Below are 22,046 nucleotides of genomic sequence, written 5' to 3'. Positions count from 1 at the left end.
GTCGATAATTCACGTTATGTAAAATTGAGTATCTTGGCTCATTAAGTGTGTCACTTCCTGTCCCATTCCAAGAACTGCTTGATCCATCCAGCCAGTCCGATGCGTGACTAACGCCCGGCACCCCTCGGCTCCCCGGGCGGCTCACAACGGCTCGTCCCGAGCGTCCTTCCTCCTGTGTCCTTCATCCCGCGACGTCGGGCAGCGCTGTCGGCCCATAAGCCATCTGCGTGCGCCGGCTCGTCGTTGATGCATGCCCGCTCGCGGACCCTTTCCCATCCACGAAATCACCGGAGCCCGTTCATGGATATCGATTGTCACCGTATCGGCGGCACCTTGGGGATCGCCGCATGTTCGTTTGCCGCCGCACTTTCTTTCGCCGCGCAGGCGCAAGGGGCGACCGCCTGCTATGCCGTCGCCATGCGCGGAGGGCCGCTCTATGTCACGTCGGATGTGTTGCGCGAAGCCGCGCTCAAGGTCGCGAACGCGAAAGTCGACACTGTCGTCGAGCGTATGAAGCTGAGGCCGGAAACGCCCCCGCCCGACCCGATACGTTGCGACGGGGCGAACGATCACCTTCCTGCGGCCGGTCCCGACAAGCGCAACTACTTCGGCAACGTCGTGAGCCCGTTGAAGTTCCTGCGTCTCGCGGCCTATCAATGCGCTGGTGCAGAAGGCCGGAGCCAGTTCTTCTCGATGAACGAGGCCATTTATTATCGCCAGTGCGGAGGCGGACAATACTCGAACTACATTCACTTCTGGGGCCGAGCGAACGGGAACCCGAGCACGTGTTTCGCCAGCGACTACCCGACGATGTTTGCCAGGGCCGCCAAAGACAGAACGCCGGCGGAGCTGCTCAAAGCGATGAAGACGGTATACGCGGGCGGCCTGAGCGGAGCCGCCGCGAACGATCAGGCGCTCGGCAACGCGATGGCGGCGATCCTGATCGCCGAAAGCAATCGCGACTATCTCGTCAATCTCGAGAACTACATGCTGCTGGACCTGGCCGACCTGAAGAAAGCCACGCCGGAGCAAATCATCGGGGGCCACTGCGTGCCGAATGCCGACTCCTGCCAGAACCGTCGCGAGTCGCAGGACGGCAAGCACCCGCTCGCGTGGGGCGGCGCGCAGGAAACCATGATGGTGAACGGCTGGGGCCAGGCGGCAGGCGCCAATAGTCCCTTCGGCATGAGATTCGAAGGCCATCTGTCCGGCGAGTGGGCAGTCGCGAAAGAAAAGGTCAAAATCGCGAAGGTCGCCGAATGCGGCGAGATTCCGCCCAGCTACGGAGATCTGAACCCCGCCCAGCAGAGCGCGGTGAAAAGCGTCTTCGAGGGCATTCTGCCGATCCGCTGAGGTTCGCCGTCGGTCGACGCGCCCGAAAAAAAGCCGCCGCCCCCTACTCGGAAGCGGCGGCCTCGCGATGCTCGACCTGTCGTCAAACCGCCATCACGGTCACCGACTTCGTGACGAGATACGGCTCCAGCGCTTCCGGCCCGCCCTCCGACCCGTAGCCCGAATCCTTCACGCCGCCGAACGGCATTTCCGGCCACGGCGTCGCCGGCTGGTTGATCCACAGCATCCCGACCTCGAGGCGCTGCGTCAGCAGATGCACGTTCGCGAACGAGCGCGTGAACGCGTAGCCGGCCAGCCCGAACGGCAGACGGTTCGCCTCGGCGATCGCATCCTCGAGCTTGTCGAAGCCGCGAATCGCCGCGACCGGGCCGAACGGCTCGTTGTTGAACACGTCCGCTTCGAGCGGCACGTTCGCGATCACGGTCGGTGCGAAGAAGTTGCCTTCCGCGCCGATGCGCTCGCCGCCGGTCTCGATGCTCGCGCCGACCTTGCGCGCATTGTCGACGACCGACGCCATCGCGGTCAGCCGTCGCGGGTTCGCGAGCGCGCCGAGCGTCGTGCCTTCGTCGAGGCCGTTGCCGACCTTCAGCCCTTCCGCATGCTTGACCAGCGCGCGCGTGAATTCGTCGCGGATGCTGTTGTGCACGAGGAAACGCGTCGGCGAAATGCAGACCTGCCCCGCGTTGCGGAACTTCGCACCGCCGGCGGCCTTCACCGCGAGCGCGACGTCCGCATCCTCGGCGACGATCACCGGCGCGTGGCCGCCCAGTTCCATCGTTGCGCGCTTCATGTGCTGGCCCGCGAGCGCGGCCAACTGCTTGCCGACCGGCGTCGAACCCGTGAACGTGACCTTGCGGATCACCGGGTGCGGAATCAGGTACGACGAGATTTCGGCCGGATCGCCGTACACGAGGCCGATCACGCCGGCCGGCACGCCTGCGTCGACGAACGCGCGCAGCAGCGCGGCCGGCGATGCCGGGGTTTCTTCCGGCGCCTTCACGAGGAACGAACAGCCGGTCGCGAGCGCCGCGCTCAGCTTGCGCACCACCTGGTTGACCGGGAAATTCCACGGCGTGAACGCCGCGACCGGGCCGACCGGCTCCTTCACGACCGTCTGCTGCGCACCGAGGTTGCGCGGCGGCACGATCCGGCCGTACACGCGGCGGCCCTCGTCCGCGAACCATTCGATGATGTCGGCCGCCGACAGCACTTCGACGCGCGCTTCGGCGAGCGGCTTGCCCTGCTCCTGCGTCATCAACTGCGCGATCGTGTCCGCGCGTTCGCGCACCAGCGCGGCCGCCTTGCGCATCGTCGCCGCGCGCTCGTGAGCGGGCACCTTGCGCCATGCTTCGAAGCCGCGCTGCGCGGCGGCGAGCGCACGGTCGAGATCGGCGATGCCCGCGTGGGCCACCTTGCCGATCGGCTTGCCGGTCGCCGGGTTCACGACGTCGATCGTCTTGCCGCTCGCGGCGTCGACCCACTCGCCGTCGATCAGCAGTTGCGTATCCGTATAAGTCACGTTAGCCATCCAGACACCCCTACATTGCGTCGATAAAACGCGCGCTGCCGCGAACGGCCGCGCGCCGGTTGACAGAAAAAGCCACGCCGCCGGGGCAGGCACGCACCGGGCGGCATGGGCGGCAGGCACGGCGGCCCGCCATCGTTGCGCAGCGTGCCGCGCTCAGTGCGCGGCCGCCGTCGCCTTGCGGAGTTTCGCGACGTCCGCCGCCTGCACCGCCGGCGCGCCGTTGTTCCAGCCGGCGCGCATGAACGTCAGCACGTCGGCGATCTGCCGGTCGTTCAACTGGTTCGAGAATGCCGGCATCGGATAGGCGGACGGCACGCCTCCGATCACGAGCGTGTCGCTGCCGTTCAGCGTCACGTTGATCAGCGACGACGCATCGGCCTCCAGCACGTTCGGATTGCCGGCGAGCGGCGCAAGCAGCGGCGCATAGCCGCGCCCGTCCACGCCGTGGCAGTGCAGGCAGTAAGCGTTATACACCTTCGCGCCCGGATCGGTTGCCGGTCGGCCCAGCGCGGCCTGCGTCGCCTTCGGATCGTAGCGGTACGGCGGCGCGCCCGTGCCGCCTGCCGCCGGCAGCGATTTCAGGTAGCGCGAGATCGCGGCCAGATCGTCGTCGGTCAGTTCCTGCGTGCTGTGGTTGATCACGCTCACCATCGAGCCGAACGCGGTCGCGTGCTGGTTCGCGCCGGTCTTCAGGAACTGCGCGACGTCGGCCTCGTTCCAGCGGCCGAGCCCCGTATTGTGCTCGCCGGTCAGGTTCGATGCGAACCAGTTGTCGATCGAGGCGCCCGACAGGAACGCCGCGCCGCTTTCGTCGAGCGCCTTCTCCTGGAAGCCGACGCCGCGCGGCGTGTGGCACGAACCGCAGTGTCCGAGCCCCTGCACGAGATACGCGCCGCGGTTCCACATCGCGTCCTTCGCCGGCTTGTCCGCGTAGGGCGTCGTGTCGAGGAACACCATGTTCCACAACGCGAGCGGCCAGCGCATGTTGAGCGGCCACGGGATGTCGGACGGCCGGTTCGCCTGCTTCACCGGTTCGACGCCGTGCATGAAGTACGCATACAGCGCCTTCACGTCGTCGTCCTTCAGCTTCGCGTACGACGGATACGGCATCGCCGGATACAGGTTGTGACCGTCCTTCGCGACGCCCTTGCGCAACGCGCCGGCGAAATCGGCTTCGGTATAGCCGCCGATGCCCGTTTCCGGATCGGGCGTGATGTTGGTCGTGTAGATCGCGCCCATCGGCGTGACCATCTTCAGGCCGCCGGCGAACGGCGTGCCGCGTGGCGCGGTGTGGCACGCGACGCAATCGCCGGCTTTCGCGAGATACGCACCGCGCGCGACGAGCGCGCTGTCGGCGGGCGCCGGCTGCGCGGCATGCGCGACCGTGCCGACCGCCAGTGCGGACAGCGCGAGCAACGAGGCGCGGAGCGCATTCAGGCTCGGGTTCAGGGTGAGATGTCGCATGGTCGTCCCCTCCCCTCAGGCCGTTTTCAGCTGGTTGCCGACCGGCAGCTTGCGCAGCCGCGTGCCGGTGGCCGCGAAGATCGCGTTCGACAGTGCCGCCGCGGTCGCGGCCGTGCCCGGCTCGCCGATTCCGCCCGGCGCTTCGCCGCTCTTCACCAGATGGACTTCGATCGGCGGCGTCTCGTTGATTCGCATCACCCGGTAGTCGGTAAAGTTGGTCTGCACGACGCGGCCGTCCTCGATCGTGATCTCGCCGTACAGCGCGCCCGTGATCCCGAAGACGATGCCGCCCTGCACTTGCGCCTCGACCGTGTTCGGATTCACGTACATGCCGCAGTCGACCGCGCACACGACGCGCTTGACCTGCACCTCGCCGCCATCCACCGCCACGTCGATGACGATCGAAAAGAAGCTGCCGAACGCGTGCATGACCGACACGCCGCGCCCTTGCCCCTTCGGCAGCGACGCGCCCCAGCCGGCCGCCTTCGTCGCGACGTCGAGCACGTTGCGCGCGCGCGGCGTCTTGTCGAGCAGTGCGCGGCGGTACTGCACCGGGTCGGTCTTGGTCTGCGCGGCCAGTTCGTCGATGAAGCTCTCGACGACGAACGTGCTGCGCGTGGGCCCGACGCCGCGCCAGAACGCGGTCGGCACGTGGCGCGGCTCCTGGCGCACGTAGTCGACGAGCTGGTTCGGCAGGTCGTACGGCAGCTCGGCCGCGACCTCCACCGCGTCGGGATCGACGCCGTCCTTGACCGCGGGCGGCGCGAAGCGCGCGAGAATCGACGAGCCGACGATCCGGTGCTGCCACGCGATCGGCTTGCCGTTCGCGTCGAGGCCGGCGGAGATCGTGTCGTAGTAGCACGGCCGGTACATGTCGTGCTGGACGTCTTCCTCGCGCGTCCAGATCACCTTCACCGGCGCCGCGACCTGTTTGCCGACCTTCACGGCCTGGCCGACCATGTCGGTTTCGAGCCGCCGGCCGAACCCGCCGCCGAGCAGATGGTTGTGCACGACGATCCTGTCCGGCGCCAGCCCGGTCAGTTGCTGCGCCGTGTCGCGCACGCGGGTCGGCACCTGCGTGCCGACCCAGATCTCGCAGCCGTCGCCGCGCACGTGCACCGTGCAGTTCACGGGCTCCATCGTCGCGTGGGCGAGCAACGGCTGTTCGTAGACGGCGTCGACGCGCGTCTTCGCGTTCGCGAACGCCTTGCCGACGTCGCCTTCCTTGCGCGCGACCGCGCCCTTGCCGTTCGCCGCCGCATGCGCGAGATCCGCGAAAAGATCCTTCGTCGACACCTTTGCGTCCGCGCCTTCGTTCCACTTCACGACGAGCGCCGATGCGCCGCGCTTCGCGGCCCACGTGTGATCGCCGACCACCGCGACCGCGTTGTCGACGCGCACGACCTGGCGCACGCCGGGGATCTTCCTCGCGGCCGTGTCGTCGACGCTCGCGACCGTGCCGCCGAACACCGGACTGTTCACGATCACCGCATACAACATGCCGGGCACGCGCACGTCGAGCCCGAACTGCGCGGTGCCGTCGACCTTCTCCGGCGAATCGAGGCGCTTCGCGGGCGTGCCGATCAGCTTGAAATCCGCCGGCTGTTTCAGCACGACGTCCTTCGGCACCGGCAGCTTCGCCGCGGCGTCGGCCAACTGGCCGTACGATGCGCGCCGGCCGCTCTGCGCGTGCTGCACCTCGCCGTTCGCCGCGCGGCAACTGGCCGGATCGACGTTCCATTGCTTCGCGGCCGCCGCGACCAGCAGCGTGCGCGCCGTGGCGCCCGCGCGGCGCAGCGGTTCCCACGCGTAGCGCACCGACGTCGAGCCGCCGGTGAGCTGGCCGCCGAGCAGCGGATCGAGGAACAGCTTCTCGTTCGGCGGCGCATGATCGAGCGTCACGCTCGACAGCGGCACTTCGAGTTCTTCCGCGATCAGCATCGGCAGCGCCGTATAGACACCCTGCCCCATCTCGACCTTCGGCATCACGAGCGTGACCTTGCCGGCGCGGTCGATCTGCACGAATGCGTTCGGTGCGAACACGCCGGGCGCAGCGGGTTCGGCTGCATCGCCGCCGATCACCGAGCGGCGCGCATCGTCGCCCGCCGCCGGCAGGCTGAAGCCGAGCAGCAAGCCGCCGCCGGCCGCCGCGCCGAGCGACATCCCAAGTTTGAGAAACCCGCGGCGCGACACGCCCGCGCCGGCCCGACCTGCTTCGATCAGTCCACGTGACATGTCAGGCCTCCTTCGCGGCTTGTTTGACGGCCGCGCGAATCCGGTGATACGTGCCGCAGCGGCAGATGTTGCCGGCCATGGCCGCATCGATGTCGGCATCGCTCGGATTCGGGTTCGCCGCGATCAGCGCGGTGGCGGCCATCACCTGCCCCGACTGGCAGTAGCCGCACTGGACGACGTCGAGCTCGCGCCACGCCTGCTGGACCTTGTGGCCGGCCGGCGTTGCGCCGACGGCTTCGATCGTCGTGATCTTGCGACCCGCGACGGCCGCGACCGGCAGCACGCACGAACGCGCGGCAACGCCGTCGAGATGCACGGTGCACGCGCCGCATTGCGCGATCCCGCAGCCGAACTTGGTGCCGGTGAGGCCGACGACGTCGCGCAACACCCAGAGCAAGGGCATGTCGTCGGGGGCGTCGACCGAGCGGGTTTCGCCGTTGATGTTGAGGGTGATCATTCAGCCTCCGGGGCCGTTGTATTGGGGAAGCGGCGCGAACGGGGCGTGCTGCGCCGTGGGGTCGTCGTCGCCATTGCGTCGTGCGCAACGGCTGCCGCGCGGCCCGGATGCGGGCGAGCCGCGGCGGTGGTGTTGCATGCTTGCGTCGTTACTCGGCCACGTCGATGCCCGACAGCACCTTGATGACCGGCGGTGCGGTGAACCAGTCGGCCGACTTCGTACGGAATTCGCCGAAATACGGGCTCGCGAGGTGTGCGTCGAACGCCGCCTGGTCGTCGTAGATTTCGTACAGATGCAGGTTCGGCGAACCGTCCTGCTCGCGGAACAGGTCATAGCGCCGGTTGCCCGGTTCGGTGCGCGTCTTGGCGACCATGCTGCGCAGTTCGGCCTCGGCGGCCTGCGCGTGTTCGGGTTTCAGGAACAGCGAAGCAATCACGTGAAGCGCCATTTTTTTCCACTCCTTTGAAAACGGAAACGAGCATGCCACAAGCCGGCGTCTCGCGACGCCAGCGTGCAGCGGTGGTCTATCGCCGAGCGGAGATCAGGCCAGTTCGTCCGGGCCGACCCGCACGACGACCTTGCCGAAATTCTTGCCGGCGAGCAGGCCGATCAGCGCTTGCGGCGCGTCGACGAGATCGGGAACGACGTCCTCGAGCGTCTTCACCTTGCCTTGCGCGACCCACTCGCTCATGTCCTTCAGGAACGGCGCATAGCCGGTTGCATAGTGATCGAGAATGATGAAACCCTGCACGCGGATGCGCTTGCGCAGGATCGCGCCCATCAGCGCCGGCACGCGGTCGCGGCCGGTCGACACGGCCTTGTCGTCGTATGCCGCGTCGTTGTAATGCGCGATGATTCCGCAGACGGGCACGCGCGCATGGTCGTTCAGCAGCGGCCACACCGCGTCGAACACGGCGCCGCCGACGTTTTCGAAATAAACGTCGATGCCGTTCGGGCACGCGTCCTTCAGCTTGGCCGCAAACGCCGGATCGCGATGGTCGACGCACGCATCGAAGCCGAGCGTGCCGGTCACGTACGCGCACTTGTCGGCGCCGCCCGCGACGCCGACCACGCGGCAACCCTTCAGCTTCGCGATCTGTCCGACCACCGCGCCGACCGCGCCACTCGCGGCCGCGACGACCACCGTTTCGCCGGCCTTCGGTTCGCCGATCGTCAGCAGCCCGGTGTACGCGGTGAAGCCCGGCATGCCCAGCACGCCGAGCGCGTACGACGGGTGGGCGAAGTCGCGGCCGAGCGGGATCAGGTCGCGCCCGTCGGACAGCGCATAGTCCTGCCAGCCGGCGCCGGCCACGACGAGATCGCCTTCGCGAAACGCCGGCAGGTTCGACGCCACCACGCGGCTGACCGTGCCGCCGACCATCGGCTGGCCCAGCTCGGCCGGCGGCGCATAGGACGGCGCGTCGCTCATCCGGCCGCGCATGTACGGGTCGAGCGACAACCAGACGGTGCGCAGCAGTACCTGGCCGGGGCCAGGCACCGGCACGTCACCGGTTTCGGCGCGGAAGTTGTCCGGCGTCGGTGCGCCGACCGGGCGCGAATTCAGGACGATCTGGCGGTTTGCGGTTTTGCTTTGCGGCATGTGAGCCTCCGTCAACGGGAATGAACGTACTGCGTGGGCACGCTCGGATCAGGGATGGACCAGCGGAAAGGGCACGCCTGCGGCGGCGTCGGCGGTCGAGCCGGTGCGATCGCAGGCAGGCGATTGGAACGATCGGGACAGCGTAACGCGGTGTGAGGCATTCGTCATGAATGATTGAGTAGACCAGTCGTCTAGAATCAGGGCAAAAACAAGGCGCGCCCAAGCGCGCCCGGATTACGACTGCGCCCCGTTGCGTGGCGCGGCAGGCGGCAGGTTCAGCATGCGCCGCGTTTCGGCCATCGCCCTTTCGAGCGGTTTGCGGTTGCGGTGAATCTTTTCCAGCAGCGTCGCGCCCAGCCACAGCTCGTACAGGATCGCGGCCGTGTACGACGGATTGTCGACGCCGCTCAGCGAACCGTCGGCGAGGCCGGCCTCGATGCCGCCCGCGAGCCGATCGATGATCTGGCTGGTGCCGCGCCGCAGTACCGTGCGCATCGCTTCCGACAGATCCGACACTTCCGCACCGAGCTTCACCGCGAGGCACTTGCCTTCCGGATCGTCTGCGCATTGCGTGTGCAGCCAGTTGCCCCAGTACGTCATCAGGCGCTCGGCGCCGGTGCCGGCCTGCTGCTTGAGCAGGTTGTCGAGATGCGCGAGATAGCCTTCGAAATACGATTCGAGCAGCGCTTCGCCGAATGCCTCTTTCGAGCCGAAATAATGGTAGAACGAGCCCTTCGGGATGCCCGCCGCGGCGAGAATCTCGTTCAGACCGACCGCCGAGAACCCCTTGTGGAGCATGATCGGCTTCGCGATATTCAGGATGTGCTGGCGGACTTCGGCGCCTGAAGATGCATTCATGATGGCGTATGGTAGCAACGATTAGACCGGTCGTCTAGTGATGTCGAACCGGCATGTTGAGCGGCACTTTACCCGATCCCCGCCGCGGGCCCAATGCCTGGCCGGCGCGCTTCTCGCCTGCCCGGGGCGTACGCACGTGGCACGACATCGCGGCGACTCGGTTGCGCCGTCAGCGCGGCGCTTCGTCGGCGCGCTTTCTCATGCGCGCCCGACGCTCGCTCCGTTCGGCGGCCGGGGCACTCTTGACCCCGCGCAACGGCGGCCGCCGCAACAGTGCCGCCATCTCGCGCCTCAACGCATCGAGTTCGTTGCCGCGCGCCGCCTCGGTCGCCAGTGCGCCATCGAGCTGCCCTTGAAGCACGCCGCAGCGATGCAGCGCGTCGCCGAGTTGTGCCTGTAGCGCGGCCATTTCTTTCCGCTGCTGCGCATCGCGTTGTTCCGCGCGCGATGTCGCCGCGTCGAGTTCCTTTTGCAATCGCGCGGCGGCGAGCCGCTCGCGATCGATTTCCTGAAGCGCCCGCTTCTCCGATGCGCGCAGGCGCTCCTCGGCGCGGCGGGCGTCGTCGCGCAACCGGTCGAGCTGGGTAGTGAAATCCGCACGGGCCTCGGCGAGCGCACGATCGCCCTCCGCGTTGTCGGCCGTCAGGCGTTCGATATCGGCTTGCAGCGCTTGCCGGGAGGCATCGTCGGCCGCCCTCGCCTGCTCCAGCTCCTGAATGCGGACCTGCGCGGCCAGCAACGCAGCCGTGCGTTGCTCCAGCGCGGTTTCGGTGCGGGCCAGTTCGGCCTGCAACGTCGCGACTTCCGTTTGCGCCGTGGCTCGCTGCGCTTCGACTTCCGCGCGCAGCGCGTCGAGGGCCGCTGCCGCAGCGGTGCTCGACCGGTTCCACAGTGCCGCGACGAGTTCACCGGCCGCCGCCTGCAGATCGGCCGGCAGGTCCGGATGCTCGATGCGCACGCGGCTTTTTTCCCGCAGCTCGGCCCAGAACTCGCCGAGAACGGCCGTCGGCGTGCTCATGCTGCCCTTGCGAACGAGCTGGTACAGGCGGTTCGCCGTCGGCGTGATGCCGAAGCGGAAGAACAGCAGCGCGCAGACTTCGCGGTACAGCTCGCGTGTTTTCGGGAAGTCGGCCTTGAGGCGCTCGATTTCGGCGGTCAGGCGAGGTTCATCGGCGACGAGATCGAACATGGCGGGTTCTATCGGGGAATTTCGTCGATAATATAACGTAAACCGTTAAATATTCAATCATCGGTCGGTTTCAGTTTGACATTATTTCTATAATGTCGAGAATTGCTCAGGGAAGATGAACGAAGCCGGCCCCGCTCGTTACGGCGTGGCGCGGTGCGGCATCGAAACGCCGGAATCCCCTATCGGGTCATGTCCGCAGATTTCACCAAGCGTCTCGGGGCATCCGCTGGATCGGGACAGCCACCCTTTGCACGGCAGCCGAACAAGTACGATCGCGCCACACGCGCGGCAACCAAACACCAGCGTGGGCGCGCCGGCGGCGCGAAGCGCGCCTGCCTTCAGCGGCCGGGCGCCGCTTCCCTGAAGAAGTCGATCAATTGGCGCGTCAGGAAGGCCGGATTCTCGTCCGGCAGCCAATGACCGGTGTTCGGCGCAACGGCTCCGCGCACGTCCAGCGCCAGTTCCCTCGCCATGTCGAGTTCCTTGGTGCCGTTGCTCTTGTCGCCGGCGAGCGCCAGCACCGGCATCGGGAGCTTGTGCTTCATGAACGCCTTGAACTGCGTCTCGTCCTGCGCAAACGCGCGATAGAGTTCGAATCCGGCGCGTAGCGCGCCTGGCGCCGCATAAGCGGCGGCGTAGACGGCGATATCGTCGTCCGACAGTGGGGCGTGGGTTCTCTTCTTGTAGAAATCGAGGATGTACGCGTGCTCCTTGCCCGCAATCAGCATTTCGGCGATATCGCGCTGCTGATGCAAGCCGAAATGCCAGATCTGCGGATCGGCACGGGCCTTCGCTTCGTCCCAGATTCGCGTGCCCGGCACCGGAACGTCGAGCATCGCAAGCTTCGCGATCTCGGCAGGCCATTGCGCGGCGTACGCGTAGGCGACCATCACGCCGATGTCGCGGCCGACGAGGTGAATGCGCGTCGCGCCCAACTGGCGGACGAGCGCCCGGATGTCGCCTGCCATCGAGGCCTTGTCGTAGCCGCCGAGCGGCTTGTCCGATTCGCCCGCGCCGCGGTAATCGACCGCGACGACGCGATACCCCTCTTCCGCCAGCACCGGCATCACGTGACGCCACGTGTACCAGGTTTGCGGCCAGCCATGCAGCAGGATCACCATCTCGCCGTCGTCCGGCCCGCCGCTCACGTAATGGAGACGCACGTCGTCGACCTGCGCGTAGCGCCGGCTGAATCGCTGATGGAAACCGGCCGGCAAGCCGGCCGCCGGCATCCCTGACATCGATCGTTCATTCTGCATGGGTCGTCATCCGTTACGTTGCCGGTCGCTCAGCCTGTCGACCTGCTTCACGCCCCGGAGCAGCCATGGCCGAAGTTGCCTCGTGAGGAGCGGCATGATGATCCAGGTCAGCGACGAAGTCAGGAGTGCGGAGCTGAGCGCGAGTTGGACAGGACGCTCCAGCGCGGGAAGGAGCGCGTTCAGAAGGAAGGTGATCGACAGCAGGACCGGATAAACCGCCAGCCACGTCACGAGAAACGTCTTCCACTTCGGTGCAGCGGGCTTGCCGGCAATCGCGAACCACGCATCCATGCCGACGGCGGCGTCGCGATGTTCGTCCGATATCTCGTCGCCCTTCGCAACCAGCTTTCGCCGTTCCCCGGAGGCCTCCCACGCATGCAGGTGCTCCGGCGAGTCGAAACGATAAACCAGATAGTTGATGCCGCTTGAATCGCTCAGGCGAACGTTTCCGAGATGCCCCGGGTAACGCCGCGCTGCCGCGTCGATCTCGCGCGCCCATCGATCGAATTGCCTTTCCCGTCCCGGATGAACGACGCGGCCGACGACGATCGTGCTCGACTCGCGAATCGTGTCGGACGGGGAAAGGCGTTGGCTGTCGTGCATCTGATTGCTGAAGCGAAGGGGCGGTACATTTCGTCGCTCGGCGGTGCCCGATGGCGTCCGAGAAAAAACATACGCCGTTTGGGCGAACATGCCGGGCTGTCGCGCGAGCAAATCACGGTCCTGACCGCACGCCGGCAGCGGCGCTTGTCGCGCTTCGACGCTCGCGCGAGCGGCCTGCGTCGACGGCGCGGCAGCCTCATGCGATGCCGTCGAATTCGCTACCAACGAACGCGCGCTGTAATTTTTTCAGCATGATCGAAAGCGTTGGGGCGCTACGGATGAGCGGAAAGTGGATCGCCGGGGGCCTAATCGTCGCTCAGGGCCTTCGTTCGGTCTGTCATTCGCGTGCCACCGTAGGCCGGTAACGTTCGAAGCCGCCCCGATTCCGACAAGCGAACCGACATGCAGCGCCCGTCGCGCGCCACGCCCCACGTTTACGCAGCCATGTCCCGCGCCCTCGCTATCAGCCTCGCGATCAACCTGCTGCTGCTCGCCGTCGAGACGGCGGCGGCATGGTTCGCGCATTCGTCGGGGCTGCTCGCGGACGTCGCGCACGCCGCGATCGATCTTGCGGCCGATGCGCTGATCCTCGTCGCCTGCCGGTTCGACGCGCGCCTGCCGCCGGAGCGGCGCCCGACCTACGAGCCGCTCGCACTCGCGGGCCTCGGCGCGTTGCTGGCCGCAACCGGCGCGCAGATGATCTGGCATGCGCTGACCCGGTTCGATACGCCGCCCGTCGTGCAGCCGGGCGCGACCGCGCTCGCGCTGGCTGCCGTCACGCTCGCCGGCAAGGCCGTGCTGTCGTACTGGATGCTGCGCCAGGCGCGCGAGACCGGCTCCGCGCTACTCGAGGCGAGCGGCTGGCACGTGCGGACCGATGCGCTGTCGTCGTTGCTCGCGGCGCTCGCGATGAGTGCTGCGCTGCTCGGCTTCGGCCGCCTCGACGATCTGGCGGCGCTCGCGATCGGTGCGCTCGTGATCCGCACGGGCGCCGGGTTCATCCGGCGCGGCTATGCGCAGTGGCCGGCACTGGCCGATTGGGCGAATCGCTCGACGCGCGGGTCGTGAACGCGGATCGTCGCGCCGCTCGTCGATGCTTCGATGCGCGTGATCGACTGCACGGAATGAAGAAGAGGCTCGCCCCCCGCGAGCCTCTTTTGCGAGATGTCGCCATCGGCATGTCGTTCCTGGCGTGCCGATGCTATCGCCGAACGGCACGACACTCCCGGGCAAAATCCGCACGAGCGCCGCCGGGCAACGGCCGCGGCATACACATCGGACGGTTTCGCGCAATGGAATATCGGGCCGCCTTGCACGGCATCCCGCGACGCACACGTATGCGCCGCAGACGGCGTGATGGGGCGATGCGCGGGCATCGTGCGCGACGACCGCAGGCGGGCTGACCGATCGGGCTCCGCGTAACAGGCTATTGCTTGTATTTTGTTAATACAGCCTTTAGTTTGTATTTTGACGATACATGCCATAGACTGTATTTTCCGATTACAAACGATCACCTGTCATCTCGCGGAGCGCCCGATGGCCTTTCCTGTCCAGACCTTGACCCAATTGCGCCCGATCCTCGTCGGTTTCCGCAAATCCGCGGGGCTCACGCAGGCGCAACTGGCCGCCCGCCTCGGCATCACCCAGCAATCTTATGCTCAGCTCGAAGCCAACCCGTCGGCGGTCAGCATCGAACGGCTTTTCAAGGTGATGAACGCGCTTGGCGTTCGCATGTTGCTCAGCCTCGACGAGCGGGATGCACCGGCGGAAGCGGCCGATTCGGCTCCCGATGCCGAACCGGTGGTGCGCCGCAAGCCGGTCGCGAGCAAGCGCGGCACCACGGCCGCCACAACCCCGACCGGGGCCGCCGTTAGAACTGCGCGGAAGCACCCGACAGCGACGACTCGGGCCAGGCCTCGCGCGTCGGAGCGGGAGGACTGGTGACGATGGTCGCACGCGCCCGCAGCAACCGGCTCGACCTGTGGATGAACGGCATTCCTGTCGGCTACTGGGAAATCCGGCGTGGGGTCGAGCGTCTCGTCTACCTGCCGGACTGGCTCGACGATCCCCAGGGCCGGCCGCTGTCGTTGTCGCTGCCCTTCACGCCCGGCAACCAGCCGCACCAGGGCGCGATCGTGGCCGACTACTTCGACAATCTGCTGCCGGACAGCGAGCCGATCCGCCGTCGCATCGCGCAGCGTTACCGGCTCCGGTCGACAGCGCCATTCGACTTGCTCGCATCGATCGGCCGCGATTGCGTCGGCGCGATTCAAATGCTGCCGCCCGACGAGACACCGGTCAATCTCAACGGAATCGAAGGTGCGCCGCTCGACGACGCAGCCGTTGCCGATGTGCTGCGCCACGCGACCGCCGCGCCGCTGCCCGGCCACGGGGAACCGCACGGCGACCTGCGCCTGTCGATTGCCGGCGCGCAGGAAAAGACCGCGCTGCTGCGTCAGCGCAACCGCTGGCTGCGGCCGTCGGGCAGCACGCCGACGACCCACATCTTCAAGCTGCCGCTCGGGCGCGTCGGCAACATGCAGGCCGACATGCGCACGTCCGTCGAAAACGAATGGTTGTGCTCGAAGATCGTCGCCGCGTACGGCTTGCCGGTCGCACCGTGCGAAATCGGCCGGTTCGACGATCAGAAGGCGCTGATCGTCGAGCGCTTCGACCGGCGCCCGTCGCGCGACGGCTCGTGGATCCTGCGGCTGCCGCAGGAGGACATGTGTCAGGCGACCGGCACGCCGTCGGGGGCGAAATACGAAGCGGACGGCGGCCCCGGCATCGAGACGATCATGGGTATCCTCGCGAATTCGGCCGACGCTTCCCGCGACCGGATGAATTTCTTCGTCGCACAGCTCGTGTTCTGGGGGTTGGCTGCGATCGACGGCCACGCGAAGAACTTCAGCATCGCGCACCTGCCCGGTAATACGTATCGCAGCACGCCGCTGTACGACGTGCTGTCCGCGCATCCGATCATCGGTACGCGCCGCAATCAGATCCCGCCGAGCCGCGCGCGCCTGGCGATGGCCGTCTGCGGGAAGAACCGGCACTACGTGATCGGGGAAATCCGGCCGCGCCACTGGATCGCACAGGGCCGGCGCGTCGGCCTGACCGAAGATGACGTGCGGGCCGCGATGACGGCCGTCGCAGCACGGACGGAGCCCGCGATTGCCGAAGCCGTCGCACAGATCCCGGCGGATTTTCCGGCGGACGTGGCAGACGCGATATTCGCGGGCATGCGTCGGCAAAGCCGCAAACTCGCGGCGGCCGGCGCGGCGTGACAAATCGACCGGCTGCGACGGGCTGCCGGTCTTCGCCGCAATACTTCGACCCTCGGTCGACGGGCGGTCCTGGCAGGACCGAAGCGGTTATGCCGCCGCAGATACGGACATCGAACGCTCCGCCCCGAACCGCTTGCCGGCCGCCGGCGCTTGATCGTTCAGCCGGCGTCGCGCGCGCGGGCGAGTGCCGCGAGGTTGCCCTCGCCGAACCCGTGGTGCCCCTTGCGCTGCACGATCTCGAAGAAGATCTCGCCGGGGCGGCGTTTGACGAAGGTCTGGAAGAACAGTCTCGGCACCCCGTCGTCGCCGATCTCGCCGTCGACCAGCACCGCGCGGCGGCGCAGCGCGTCGAGATCGACACCGTGCGCGGGCAGCCGCGCGTCGACGTCGTCGTAATAGCGTACGGGCGGCTCGATGAATTCGACGCCGTTCGCGCGCAACGCATCGACGCACGCCAGGATGTCGTCGGTGGCCAGCGCGACGTGCTGCACGCCCTCGCCCGGATGGTCGGGCAGGTACGCATGCATCAGCTCGGTGCGCCGCGTACCTTCCTCGTAGACCGGAATCCGCACCGCGCCGCACGGCGACACCATCACGCGCGATTCCTCCGACACATGCCAGTGCGCGTCGATCTGGTGGATCTCGCGAAAATGCAGCAGGTCGTGGTAGAAATCCAGCCACTCCTGCATGCGGCCCGCGCCGACGGTTTGCGTGAAGTGGTCGACCTGCTGCAGGCCGACGCCCGCGCAATCGAGATCGGTATGCGCGGTCGCGATGTCGATCGGCCGGAAATCGATGTCGAAGATCGAGATGTCGCCGACGCCGCCGCGCTGGCCGCCCCGCCCGCGCCAGCGATCGACGAAATACAGGTGCGAATCGCCGATGCCCTGGATCGCCGGGATCTTCAGCTCGCCGACGCCGACCTTTTCGCCTTCGAACGCCCACGCCCCGAGCTGGATCGCGCGCTCGAACGCGCGCCGGGCGTTCGCCACGCGCAACCCGATCGCGCAGACGCCCATCCCGTATTCCTCCGCATAGCGCGCGGCGAACGAATCGGGCTCGGCGTTGATGAGGAAATGCATCTGCCCCTGCCGGTACAGCGTGACGTTCTTGCTGACGTGCCGCGCGATCGCCTTGAACCCGAACTGCTCGAAGCGCTGCGCGAGCGCTTCCGGCACGGGCGCCGCGAATTCGACGAATTCGAGGCCGGCCATCCCGAGCGGATTGGCGGCCGGATCGGCAACGGGCGGCGTATCGCTGGACAAGGGGTGGAAATTGCCGGGCATTCCAGTCTCCGGGGGCATGCGGTCGATGGGGGTTCGTGCCCGTCGCGTGCGGCATGCGCGGCCGATGCGGCGGCCTCGCGTCCGCCCCGAACGGGCGAGTTGTCGATGTTGCAGATTTTAACCAGATCGTTCACCGCGGCACACCCCGGCCAAACGGCATATCGTCGCGCCGCTTAGTGCAAACCCCAAAAGCGTTCGATAATCGCACGTAATTGAACGATAATCGCGCACATTGTCCGATTGGCCAATTGCCGCCGTGCGGCCCGCGCCCTATTCTCCGTTCACTCATCGACTTCAATGCAGCATCGGACGCGGCGCCGCCACGATTCCACGATGCGCCGTGCCAGGAGACATCGCCATGACCCCCACCTTCGACACCCTCGACACCGCCGGCGCTCGCGCTCGCAGCCAGGCCCGCAAGGCTGCGATCGGCAGCTTTGTCGGCGCCGTCGTCGACTGGTACGACTTCCTGCTGTACGGGATCGTCGCCGCGCTGGTGTTCAATTCCGAGTTTTTCCCGAAAGTCAGCCCGACGATGGGCACGCTCGCGGCATTCGCCACCTTCGGCGTCGGCTTCCTGTTCCGGCCGCTCGGCGGCATCGTGTTCGGCCACTACGGCGACCGGCTCGGCCGCAAGCGGATGCTCGTGCTGACCGTGATGCTGATGGGGCTGTCGACGGTCGCGATCGGCCTGCTGCCGACGTTCTCGACGATCGGCTGGTGGGCGCCCGTGCTGCTGGTGCTGATGCGCGCGATCCAGGGCTTCGCGGTCGGCGGCGAATGGGGCGGCGCGGCGCTGATGGCCGTCGAGAGCGCGCCGAAGCAGAAGAAGGCGTTCTACAGCAGCGGCGTGCAAGTCGGCTACGGCGTCGGGCTCGTGCTGGCCACCGGCATCGTCTCGATCCTGAGCCATACGCTCGGCGAGGCGGCGTTCAAGTCGTGGGGCTGGCGCCTGCCGTTCGTGTTCAGCATCGTGCTGGTGCTGATCGGACTGTGGGTGCGCAAGAACATGGACGAATCGCAGGAGTTCGTCGAGAAGGTCGAGCACGGCAACCGCAAGCTGCGCCTGCCGGTGCTGGAGGCGCTGACGCGCCACCCTAAGGCGTTCCTGCTGATCGTCGCGCTGCGGCTCGCCGAACTGTTCACGATGTATATCGTCACCGCGTTCGCGCTCAGTTATTCGACGACGAACCTCGGCATGTCGCGCGACCTGTTCCTGAACATCGGCCTGCTGGTGGGCGCGGTGAGCTGCGTGACGATCCCCTGCTTCGCATGGCTGGCCGACCGCTACGGCCTGCGCCGCATCTACCTGATCGGCGCGCTGATCGGCCTCGTATCGGCGGTGCCGTTCTTCGTCGCGCTGGAAGCTCGATCGATCGCGTGGATCGTGATCTTCTCGATCCTGCTGGCGAACGCCGCGCACGACATGGTGGTGAGCGTCCAGCAGCCGCTGTTCACCGAGCTGTTCGGCGCCGAATACCGCTACAGCGGCGCGGGTGTCGGCTACCAGTTCGCGAGCGTCGTAGGCGGCGGGTTCACGCCGTTCATCGCGGTCGGCCTCGTCAGCGTGGCAGGCGGTTCGTGGCACCTCGTCGCCGGCTATCTGGCGTTCGGCTGCCTGATCTCGCTGGCGGTCGCCGCGCGGATGCGGGCGGCGCAATGACGGCCTGACCGTTGGCCGACCCGATTCGCGGTCGGCCAACGCGGCGGTCGTTCGGCCATGCCGGCCGGCATTCGACCCGCCGCATCGCGGCGCGACGTCAAACACTGTCAGTTACGCGCGCCGATTCCCCTTTTCCCCTCCGAACACTCCACGCCGCATGCCGACCAATGGCATCATATGGGCCTACGTCAGTCACCGATACGCCCCCATATCATGTCGAATCTCATCGTCCACGGCGGCACTCCGCTGCGCGGGGACATCAAGCCGTCCGCGAACAAGAACGCCGTCCTGCCGATTCTGTGCGCCACCCTGTTGACCGATCAGCCGCTGCGCCTCGTCGGCGTGCCGGACATCACCGACGTACGCAAGATCCTCGACATCTTCCGCACGCTCGGCAGCGACGTGTCGGTCGATTTCACGACGGGTCTGCTCGAGCTTCACCATCGCAACACGCAATTCGATCCGGCCATCCACCGGCTGCCCGAGGCGATGCGTTCGTCGATCATGCTGATTCCGCCGCTGCTCGCGCGCTTCGGCGTCGCGCGCCTCGAGAACGACGTGAAGGGCTGCACGCTCGGCGTGCGCGAGATCGATCCGCACGTCGAGGTGTTCGAACGTTTCGGCGCACACATCGAGCGCACGCCCGATTCGCTGATCGTCCGTACCGACGGGCCGCTGACGGCCAACGCTCATTGGCTCGACTACGCGTCGGTGACGACCACCGAGAACTTCGCGCTGTGCGCGACGGCCGCGAACGGCACGTCGACGTTGATGAACGCGGCCTCCGAGCCGCACGTGCAGGAGTTCTGCCAGTTCCTCGCGATGATCGGCGTCGCGATCGAGGGCATCGGCACGTCGCGGCTCTGCGTGACGGGCGGCGGCAAGCTCGGCGGCGGCGAGTTCCGCTTCGCCGAGGATTTCCATGAAATCGCGACGTTCCTTGCGCTCGGCGCGATCACGGGCGGCGACATCACGGTGCGCAATTCGTCGCCCGAGCATTTCCCGCTGATCGACCGCACGTTCGCGAAATTCGGCGTCACCGTCACGCACCGGGACGGCTGGTCGCGCGCGGAGCGCGACGGCCCGCTGCGCGTGCGCCGGCCGTTCACGCAGAACATCCTGACCAAGGTCGAGGCCGCGCCATGGCCGTACCTGCCGGTCGACCTGCTGCCGATCTTCATCGCACTCGGCGTGCGCGCGGAAGGCAGCGCGATGTTCTGGAACAAGGTCTACGACGGCGCACTCGGCTGGTCCGGCGAACTGTCGAAGTTCGGCGCGCACGTGTTGTTGTCCGACCCGCACCGGCTGATCACGTTCGGCGGACTGCAACTGACGCCGGCGCGCGTCGAGAGCCCGTACATCATCCGCGTCGCGATCGCGCTGCTGATGGTGGCCGCGAGCATCGAAGGCCGCTCGGAAATCATGAACGCGCTGCCGATCCGCCGCGCGCATCCGCATTTCGTCGAGAACCTGCGTTCGGTCGGCGCGAACGTCGAGTGGACGAGCAGCGAGTAAGGCCATGGCGGATGCGGCGCGCGTAACGGTCGCGTCGCATCCGGTTCCTCCGCTTTTCCGGTTCGTCCGTCCTCAAGCAAACGGGTTGCGCAATACCGGACCGCCGTCCACTTGCAGGCCGCCGTACATGGCTTCGGTGTACAGATATTCGCACCCCTCGATCGAAGCAGTTGCCACGATGCATGCGTCGTAGAAGGACAAGCGATGCCACTGCGCCAGCCGCCGCGCGAGGTCGTGCGCATCGACGGTGAGCGGCACGACATGGCACAAACGCCTGATCGGCTCCAGAAACTCCCCAACCTCGCGCCACGGCATCCGCAGTTTGCGGTTGCAGACACTGGCGATCTCATTCAATACCTGGACGCTGATGGTTGGCCGGCGAAGGAACAGCACCTCCGCACGATTTGCCTTGGTTTCGTCGTCGGACAGCAGATAAAGCACGACATTGCTGTCGACGAACGATTTCTCCGTCTCAATCCTGCTCATTCGTATCGTCCCGGCTGAACTTGAAATCCGCGGGCAACTTGCCCCTGAAACGCCGTAGTCGCTCCAGAATCTCGTCGGGCCTCGGCTTGCGGCTTGCGGCTTACCGCGAAAACGCGGGGACTGTCGACCACGATCTCGATATCGTCGCCTTCGCGCAGTTCCAGTGCGTCGACCACACTGGCCGGAAGACGAACCGCCAGGCTATTGCCCCATTTAGCGACCTGCATCCGAGCCTCCATGGATATACGTCGTCGTTTGTATATTGTTGGTGCGAATCCGCAATTCGACTGAATGGACAATTGGGCCGGCACGCGCGCCCCATTACCCATGACTCGCGCGATAATCGCTCACTCCCGCGCGAATACCGCGCATCCACTGCCCGCCTGCGACGATGAAAAAGCCCGATCTCGACCGACGCGACTGGATTGCCGGCCTCGAAAAAGGCCTGATGATCCTGGAGGCGTTCGACAGCCAGCACGCGCGCATGACGCCCACGCAGGCCGCCGCCCGCACCGGCCTCACGCGCACGGCCGCGCGGCGCTACCTGCTGACGCTCGAGTCGCTCGGCTACGTGTACACCGACGGCAAGCTGTACGGCCTCACGCCGCGCGTGCTGCGGGTCGGCTGGTCGTACTTCGATTCGGCGCGGCTGCCGCGCACGGTCCAGCCTTATCTGCAGCAACTGAGCGCGTCGCTGAACGAATCGGCGTACGTCAGCGTGCTCGACGGCTGGGAGCTCGTGTTCATCGCCCGCAACGGCGTGTCGCGCGTGATGACGACGGGCTTCGTGCTCGGCGCACGCGTGCCGGCGCCGCTGACGTCGCCCGGTGTCGTGCTGCTCGCCCATCATCCCGATCGCGAGGCCGTGCGCGCGTGGCTCGACGAGACCGAGTTGCCGCCGTTCACGCCGCACACGATCACCAACAAGGCGCGGCTGCTCGAACAGATCGACCAGGCGCGCGACGCCGGCTACGCGGCGATCGAGCAGCAGTTGCAGGTTGGCGTGCGCGGGATCGCGGTGCCGCTGAAGAACCGTCACGGCGAAGTCGTCGCCGCGCTGAGCACGAACATGCCGATCGGCGCGGAGACGACCGACGCGGCCGTGCGGCGCGTGCTGCCGCATCTGCAGGAAGCGGCGCTCGCGATGCTCAACGTGCTGTAGCGCACCCTGCTCGCCGCGAACGGCCCCGGTGCAACGCCTGCAACCCCGCTACGTAACGAATAGCGCCCTGCGCCGCAACCGGTAGTCCGTCGGCCGGTTTT

At 67.0% G+C, this 22,046-nt stretch carries 19 protein-coding genes and 1 pseudogene; 7 read left to right on the top strand and 13 right to left on the bottom strand.

The features are described from left to right. Positions 1-300: 300 nt before the first annotated feature. Complete coding sequence (locus WT97_RS09815; protein ID WP_156440241.1) at positions 301-1,353, top strand: hypothetical protein; 1,053 nt, start codon at positions 301-303, stop codon at positions 1,351-1,353. A gap of 82 nt (positions 1,354-1,435) precedes the next feature. Here WT97_RS09815 and WT97_RS09810 read toward each other — a convergent pair whose 3' ends face one another. The 10 genes from WT97_RS09810 to WT97_RS09765 form a co-directional block, all read right to left on the bottom strand. Then, a complete protein-coding gene (locus tag WT97_RS09810; protein WP_060353321.1) occupies positions 1,436-2,881 on the bottom strand; it encodes an NAD-dependent succinate-semialdehyde dehydrogenase in 1,446 nt (481 codons plus the stop codon). Between the two features lie 153 nt (positions 2,882-3,034). Beyond that, complete coding sequence (locus WT97_RS09805; RefSeq protein ID WP_060036104.1) at positions 3,035-4,345, bottom strand: cytochrome c; 1,311 nt, start codon at positions 4,343-4,345, stop codon at positions 3,035-3,037. A gap of 15 nt (positions 4,346-4,360) precedes the next feature. Further along, entirely contained in the window at positions 4,361-6,580 is a 2,220-nt protein-coding gene (locus WT97_RS09800; protein WP_060353320.1) for a xanthine dehydrogenase family protein molybdopterin-binding subunit, read from the bottom strand. A gap of 1 nt (position 6,581) precedes the next feature. Then, positions 6,582-7,037: a (2Fe-2S)-binding protein gene (locus tag WT97_RS09795; protein WP_059505285.1), complete on the bottom strand. Its 456-nt coding sequence runs from the start codon at positions 7,035-7,037 to the stop codon at positions 6,582-6,584. Between the two features lie 148 nt (positions 7,038-7,185). Then, positions 7,186-7,485 (bottom strand): putative quinol monooxygenase, encoded by a 300-nt coding sequence (locus WT97_RS09790; RefSeq protein WP_006482784.1) that lies wholly within the window; start codon positions 7,483-7,485, stop codon positions 7,186-7,188. Between the two features lie 93 nt (positions 7,486-7,578). Then, complete coding sequence (locus tag WT97_RS09785) at positions 7,579-8,637, bottom strand: NADP-dependent oxidoreductase (protein ID WP_060353319.1); 1,059 nt, start codon at positions 8,635-8,637, stop codon at positions 7,579-7,581. 234 nt (positions 8,638-8,871) lie between these two features. Beyond that, positions 8,872-9,495, bottom strand: coding sequence for a TetR/AcrR family transcriptional regulator (locus WT97_RS09780; RefSeq protein ID WP_060353318.1), 624 nt, complete (start codon positions 9,493-9,495; stop codon positions 8,872-8,874). Positions 9,496-9,664: 169 nt separating this feature from the next. Next, positions 9,665-10,684, bottom strand: coding sequence for a DNA-binding protein (locus WT97_RS09775; RefSeq protein ID WP_060353317.1), 1,020 nt, complete (start codon positions 10,682-10,684; stop codon positions 9,665-9,667). Positions 10,685-11,022: 338 nt separating this feature from the next. Further along, positions 11,023-11,943: an alpha/beta fold hydrolase gene (locus WT97_RS09770; RefSeq protein ID WP_060353316.1), complete on the bottom strand. Its 921-nt coding sequence runs from the start codon at positions 11,941-11,943 to the stop codon at positions 11,023-11,025. Between the two features lie 6 nt (positions 11,944-11,949). Further along, entirely contained in the window at positions 11,950-12,771 is an 822-nt protein-coding gene (locus WT97_RS09765) for a hypothetical protein (protein WP_257128472.1), read from the bottom strand. Between the two features lie 177 nt (positions 12,772-12,948). Between WT97_RS09765 and WT97_RS09760 the strand changes: the two genes are divergently transcribed. The 3 genes from WT97_RS09760 (at position 12,949) to WT97_RS09750 (ending at position 15,833) form a co-directional block, all read left to right on the top strand. Further along, a complete protein-coding gene (locus tag WT97_RS09760) occupies positions 12,949-13,614 on the top strand; it encodes a cation diffusion facilitator family transporter (RefSeq protein WP_060353315.1) in 666 nt (221 codons plus the stop codon). 468 nt (positions 13,615-14,082) lie between these two features. Continuing rightward, positions 14,083-14,490, top strand: a complete 408-nt coding sequence (locus WT97_RS09755; RefSeq protein WP_060353314.1) for a helix-turn-helix domain-containing protein — start codon at positions 14,083-14,085, stop codon at positions 14,488-14,490. Positions 14,491-14,492: 2 nt separating this feature from the next. Next, entirely contained in the window at positions 14,493-15,833 is a 1,341-nt protein-coding gene (locus WT97_RS09750; protein ID WP_060353313.1) for a type II toxin-antitoxin system HipA family toxin, read from the top strand. A 158-nt stretch (positions 15,834-15,991) separates the two neighbouring features. Here the strand turns inward: WT97_RS09750 and WT97_RS09745 are convergent, their stop codons facing one another. Further along, entirely contained in the window at positions 15,992-17,119 is a 1,128-nt protein-coding gene (locus WT97_RS09745) for a 4-hydroxyphenylpyruvate dioxygenase family protein (RefSeq protein ID WP_060353312.1), read from the bottom strand. A 358-nt stretch (positions 17,120-17,477) separates the two neighbouring features. Here WT97_RS09745 and shiA point away from each other — a divergent pair, with 358 nt between their 5' ends. After that, entirely contained in the window at positions 17,478-18,782 is a 1,305-nt protein-coding gene (shiA, locus tag WT97_RS09740; RefSeq protein ID WP_059505267.1) for a shikimate transporter, read from the top strand. A gap of 213 nt (positions 18,783-18,995) precedes the next feature. Beyond that, complete coding sequence (locus WT97_RS09735) at positions 18,996-20,297, top strand: UDP-N-acetylglucosamine 1-carboxyvinyltransferase (RefSeq protein ID WP_059505265.1); 1,302 nt, start codon at positions 18,996-18,998, stop codon at positions 20,295-20,297. A gap of 72 nt (positions 20,298-20,369) precedes the next feature. Here the strand turns inward: WT97_RS09735 and WT97_RS09730 are convergent, their stop codons facing one another. Further along, complete coding sequence (locus WT97_RS09730; RefSeq protein ID WP_060353311.1) at positions 20,370-20,783, bottom strand: PIN domain-containing protein; 414 nt, start codon at positions 20,781-20,783, stop codon at positions 20,370-20,372. Beyond that, a pseudogene (locus tag WT97_RS32500) lies at positions 20,770-21,010 on the bottom strand (AbrB/MazE/SpoVT family DNA-binding domain-containing protein). Before WT97_RS32500 ends, WT97_RS09730 begins: the two are co-directional and overlap by 14 nt. 164 nt (positions 21,011-21,174) lie before the next feature. Between WT97_RS32500 and WT97_RS09725 the strand changes: the two are divergent. Further along, positions 21,175-21,945, top strand: a complete 771-nt coding sequence (locus tag WT97_RS09725; protein ID WP_060353310.1) for an IclR family transcriptional regulator C-terminal domain-containing protein — start codon at positions 21,175-21,177, stop codon at positions 21,943-21,945. Positions 21,946-22,046: the final 101 nt, after the last annotated feature.

It is taken from the genome of Burkholderia sp. MSMB1459WGS (assembly GCF_001534535.1).
Taxonomy (GTDB): domain Bacteria; phylum Pseudomonadota; class Gammaproteobacteria; order Burkholderiales; family Burkholderiaceae; genus Burkholderia.
Note: the sequence above shows the minus strand (reverse complement) of the source record. Positions and strands in the feature narration are given on the sequence as shown.

What these genes read in the sequence shown, in the direction of transcription:
- WT97_RS09805 (WP_060036104.1), bottom strand. Translation starts at nt 4,345, where the DNA reads ATGCGACATCTCACCCTGAACCCGAGCCTGAATGCGCTCCGCGCCTCG.
- WT97_RS09780 (WP_060353318.1), bottom strand. Translation starts at nt 9,495, where the DNA reads ATGAATGCATCTTCAGGCGCCGAAGTCCGCCAGCACATCCTGAATATC.
- WT97_RS09745 (WP_060353312.1), bottom strand. Translation starts at nt 17,119, where the DNA reads ATGCCCGGCAATTTCCACCCCTTGTCCAGCGATACGCCGCCCGTTGCC.
- WT97_RS09785 (WP_060353319.1), bottom strand. Translation starts at nt 8,637, where the DNA reads ATGCCGCAAAGCAAAACCGCAAACCGCCAGATCGTCCTGAATTCGCGC.
- WT97_RS09735 (WP_059505265.1), top strand. Translation starts at nt 18,996, where the DNA reads ATGTCGAATCTCATCGTCCACGGCGGCACTCCGCTGCGCGGGGACATC.
- WT97_RS09750 (WP_060353313.1), top strand. Translation starts at nt 14,493, where the DNA reads ATGGTCGCACGCGCCCGCAGCAACCGGCTCGACCTGTGGATGAACGGC.
- WT97_RS09815 (WP_156440241.1), top strand. Translation starts at nt 301, where the DNA reads ATGGATATCGATTGTCACCGTATCGGCGGCACCTTGGGGATCGCCGCA.
- WT97_RS09755 (WP_060353314.1), top strand. Translation starts at nt 14,083, where the DNA reads ATGGCCTTTCCTGTCCAGACCTTGACCCAATTGCGCCCGATCCTCGTC.
- WT97_RS09770 (WP_060353316.1), bottom strand. Translation starts at nt 11,943, where the DNA reads ATGCAGAATGAACGATCGATGTCAGGGATGCCGGCGGCCGGCTTGCCG.
- WT97_RS09795 (WP_059505285.1), bottom strand. Translation starts at nt 7,037, where the DNA reads ATGATCACCCTCAACATCAACGGCGAAACCCGCTCGGTCGACGCCCCC.
- WT97_RS09725 (WP_060353310.1), top strand. Translation starts at nt 21,175, where the DNA reads ATGAAAAAGCCCGATCTCGACCGACGCGACTGGATTGCCGGCCTCGAA.
- WT97_RS09790 (WP_006482784.1), bottom strand. Translation starts at nt 7,485, where the DNA reads ATGGCGCTTCACGTGATTGCTTCGCTGTTCCTGAAACCCGAACACGCG.
- WT97_RS09810 (WP_060353321.1), bottom strand. Translation starts at nt 2,881, where the DNA reads ATGGCTAACGTGACTTATACGGATACGCAACTGCTGATCGACGGCGAG.
- shiA (WP_059505267.1), top strand. Translation starts at nt 17,478, where the DNA reads ATGACCCCCACCTTCGACACCCTCGACACCGCCGGCGCTCGCGCTCGC.
- WT97_RS09730 (WP_060353311.1), bottom strand. Translation starts at nt 20,783, where the DNA reads ATGAGCAGGATTGAGACGGAGAAATCGTTCGTCGACAGCAATGTCGTG.
- WT97_RS09775 (WP_060353317.1), bottom strand. Translation starts at nt 10,684, where the DNA reads ATGTTCGATCTCGTCGCCGATGAACCTCGCCTGACCGCCGAAATCGAG.
- WT97_RS09760 (WP_060353315.1), top strand. Translation starts at nt 12,949, where the DNA reads ATGCAGCGCCCGTCGCGCGCCACGCCCCACGTTTACGCAGCCATGTCC.
- WT97_RS09800 (WP_060353320.1), bottom strand. Translation starts at nt 6,580, where the DNA reads ATGTCACGTGGACTGATCGAAGCAGGTCGGGCCGGCGCGGGCGTGTCG.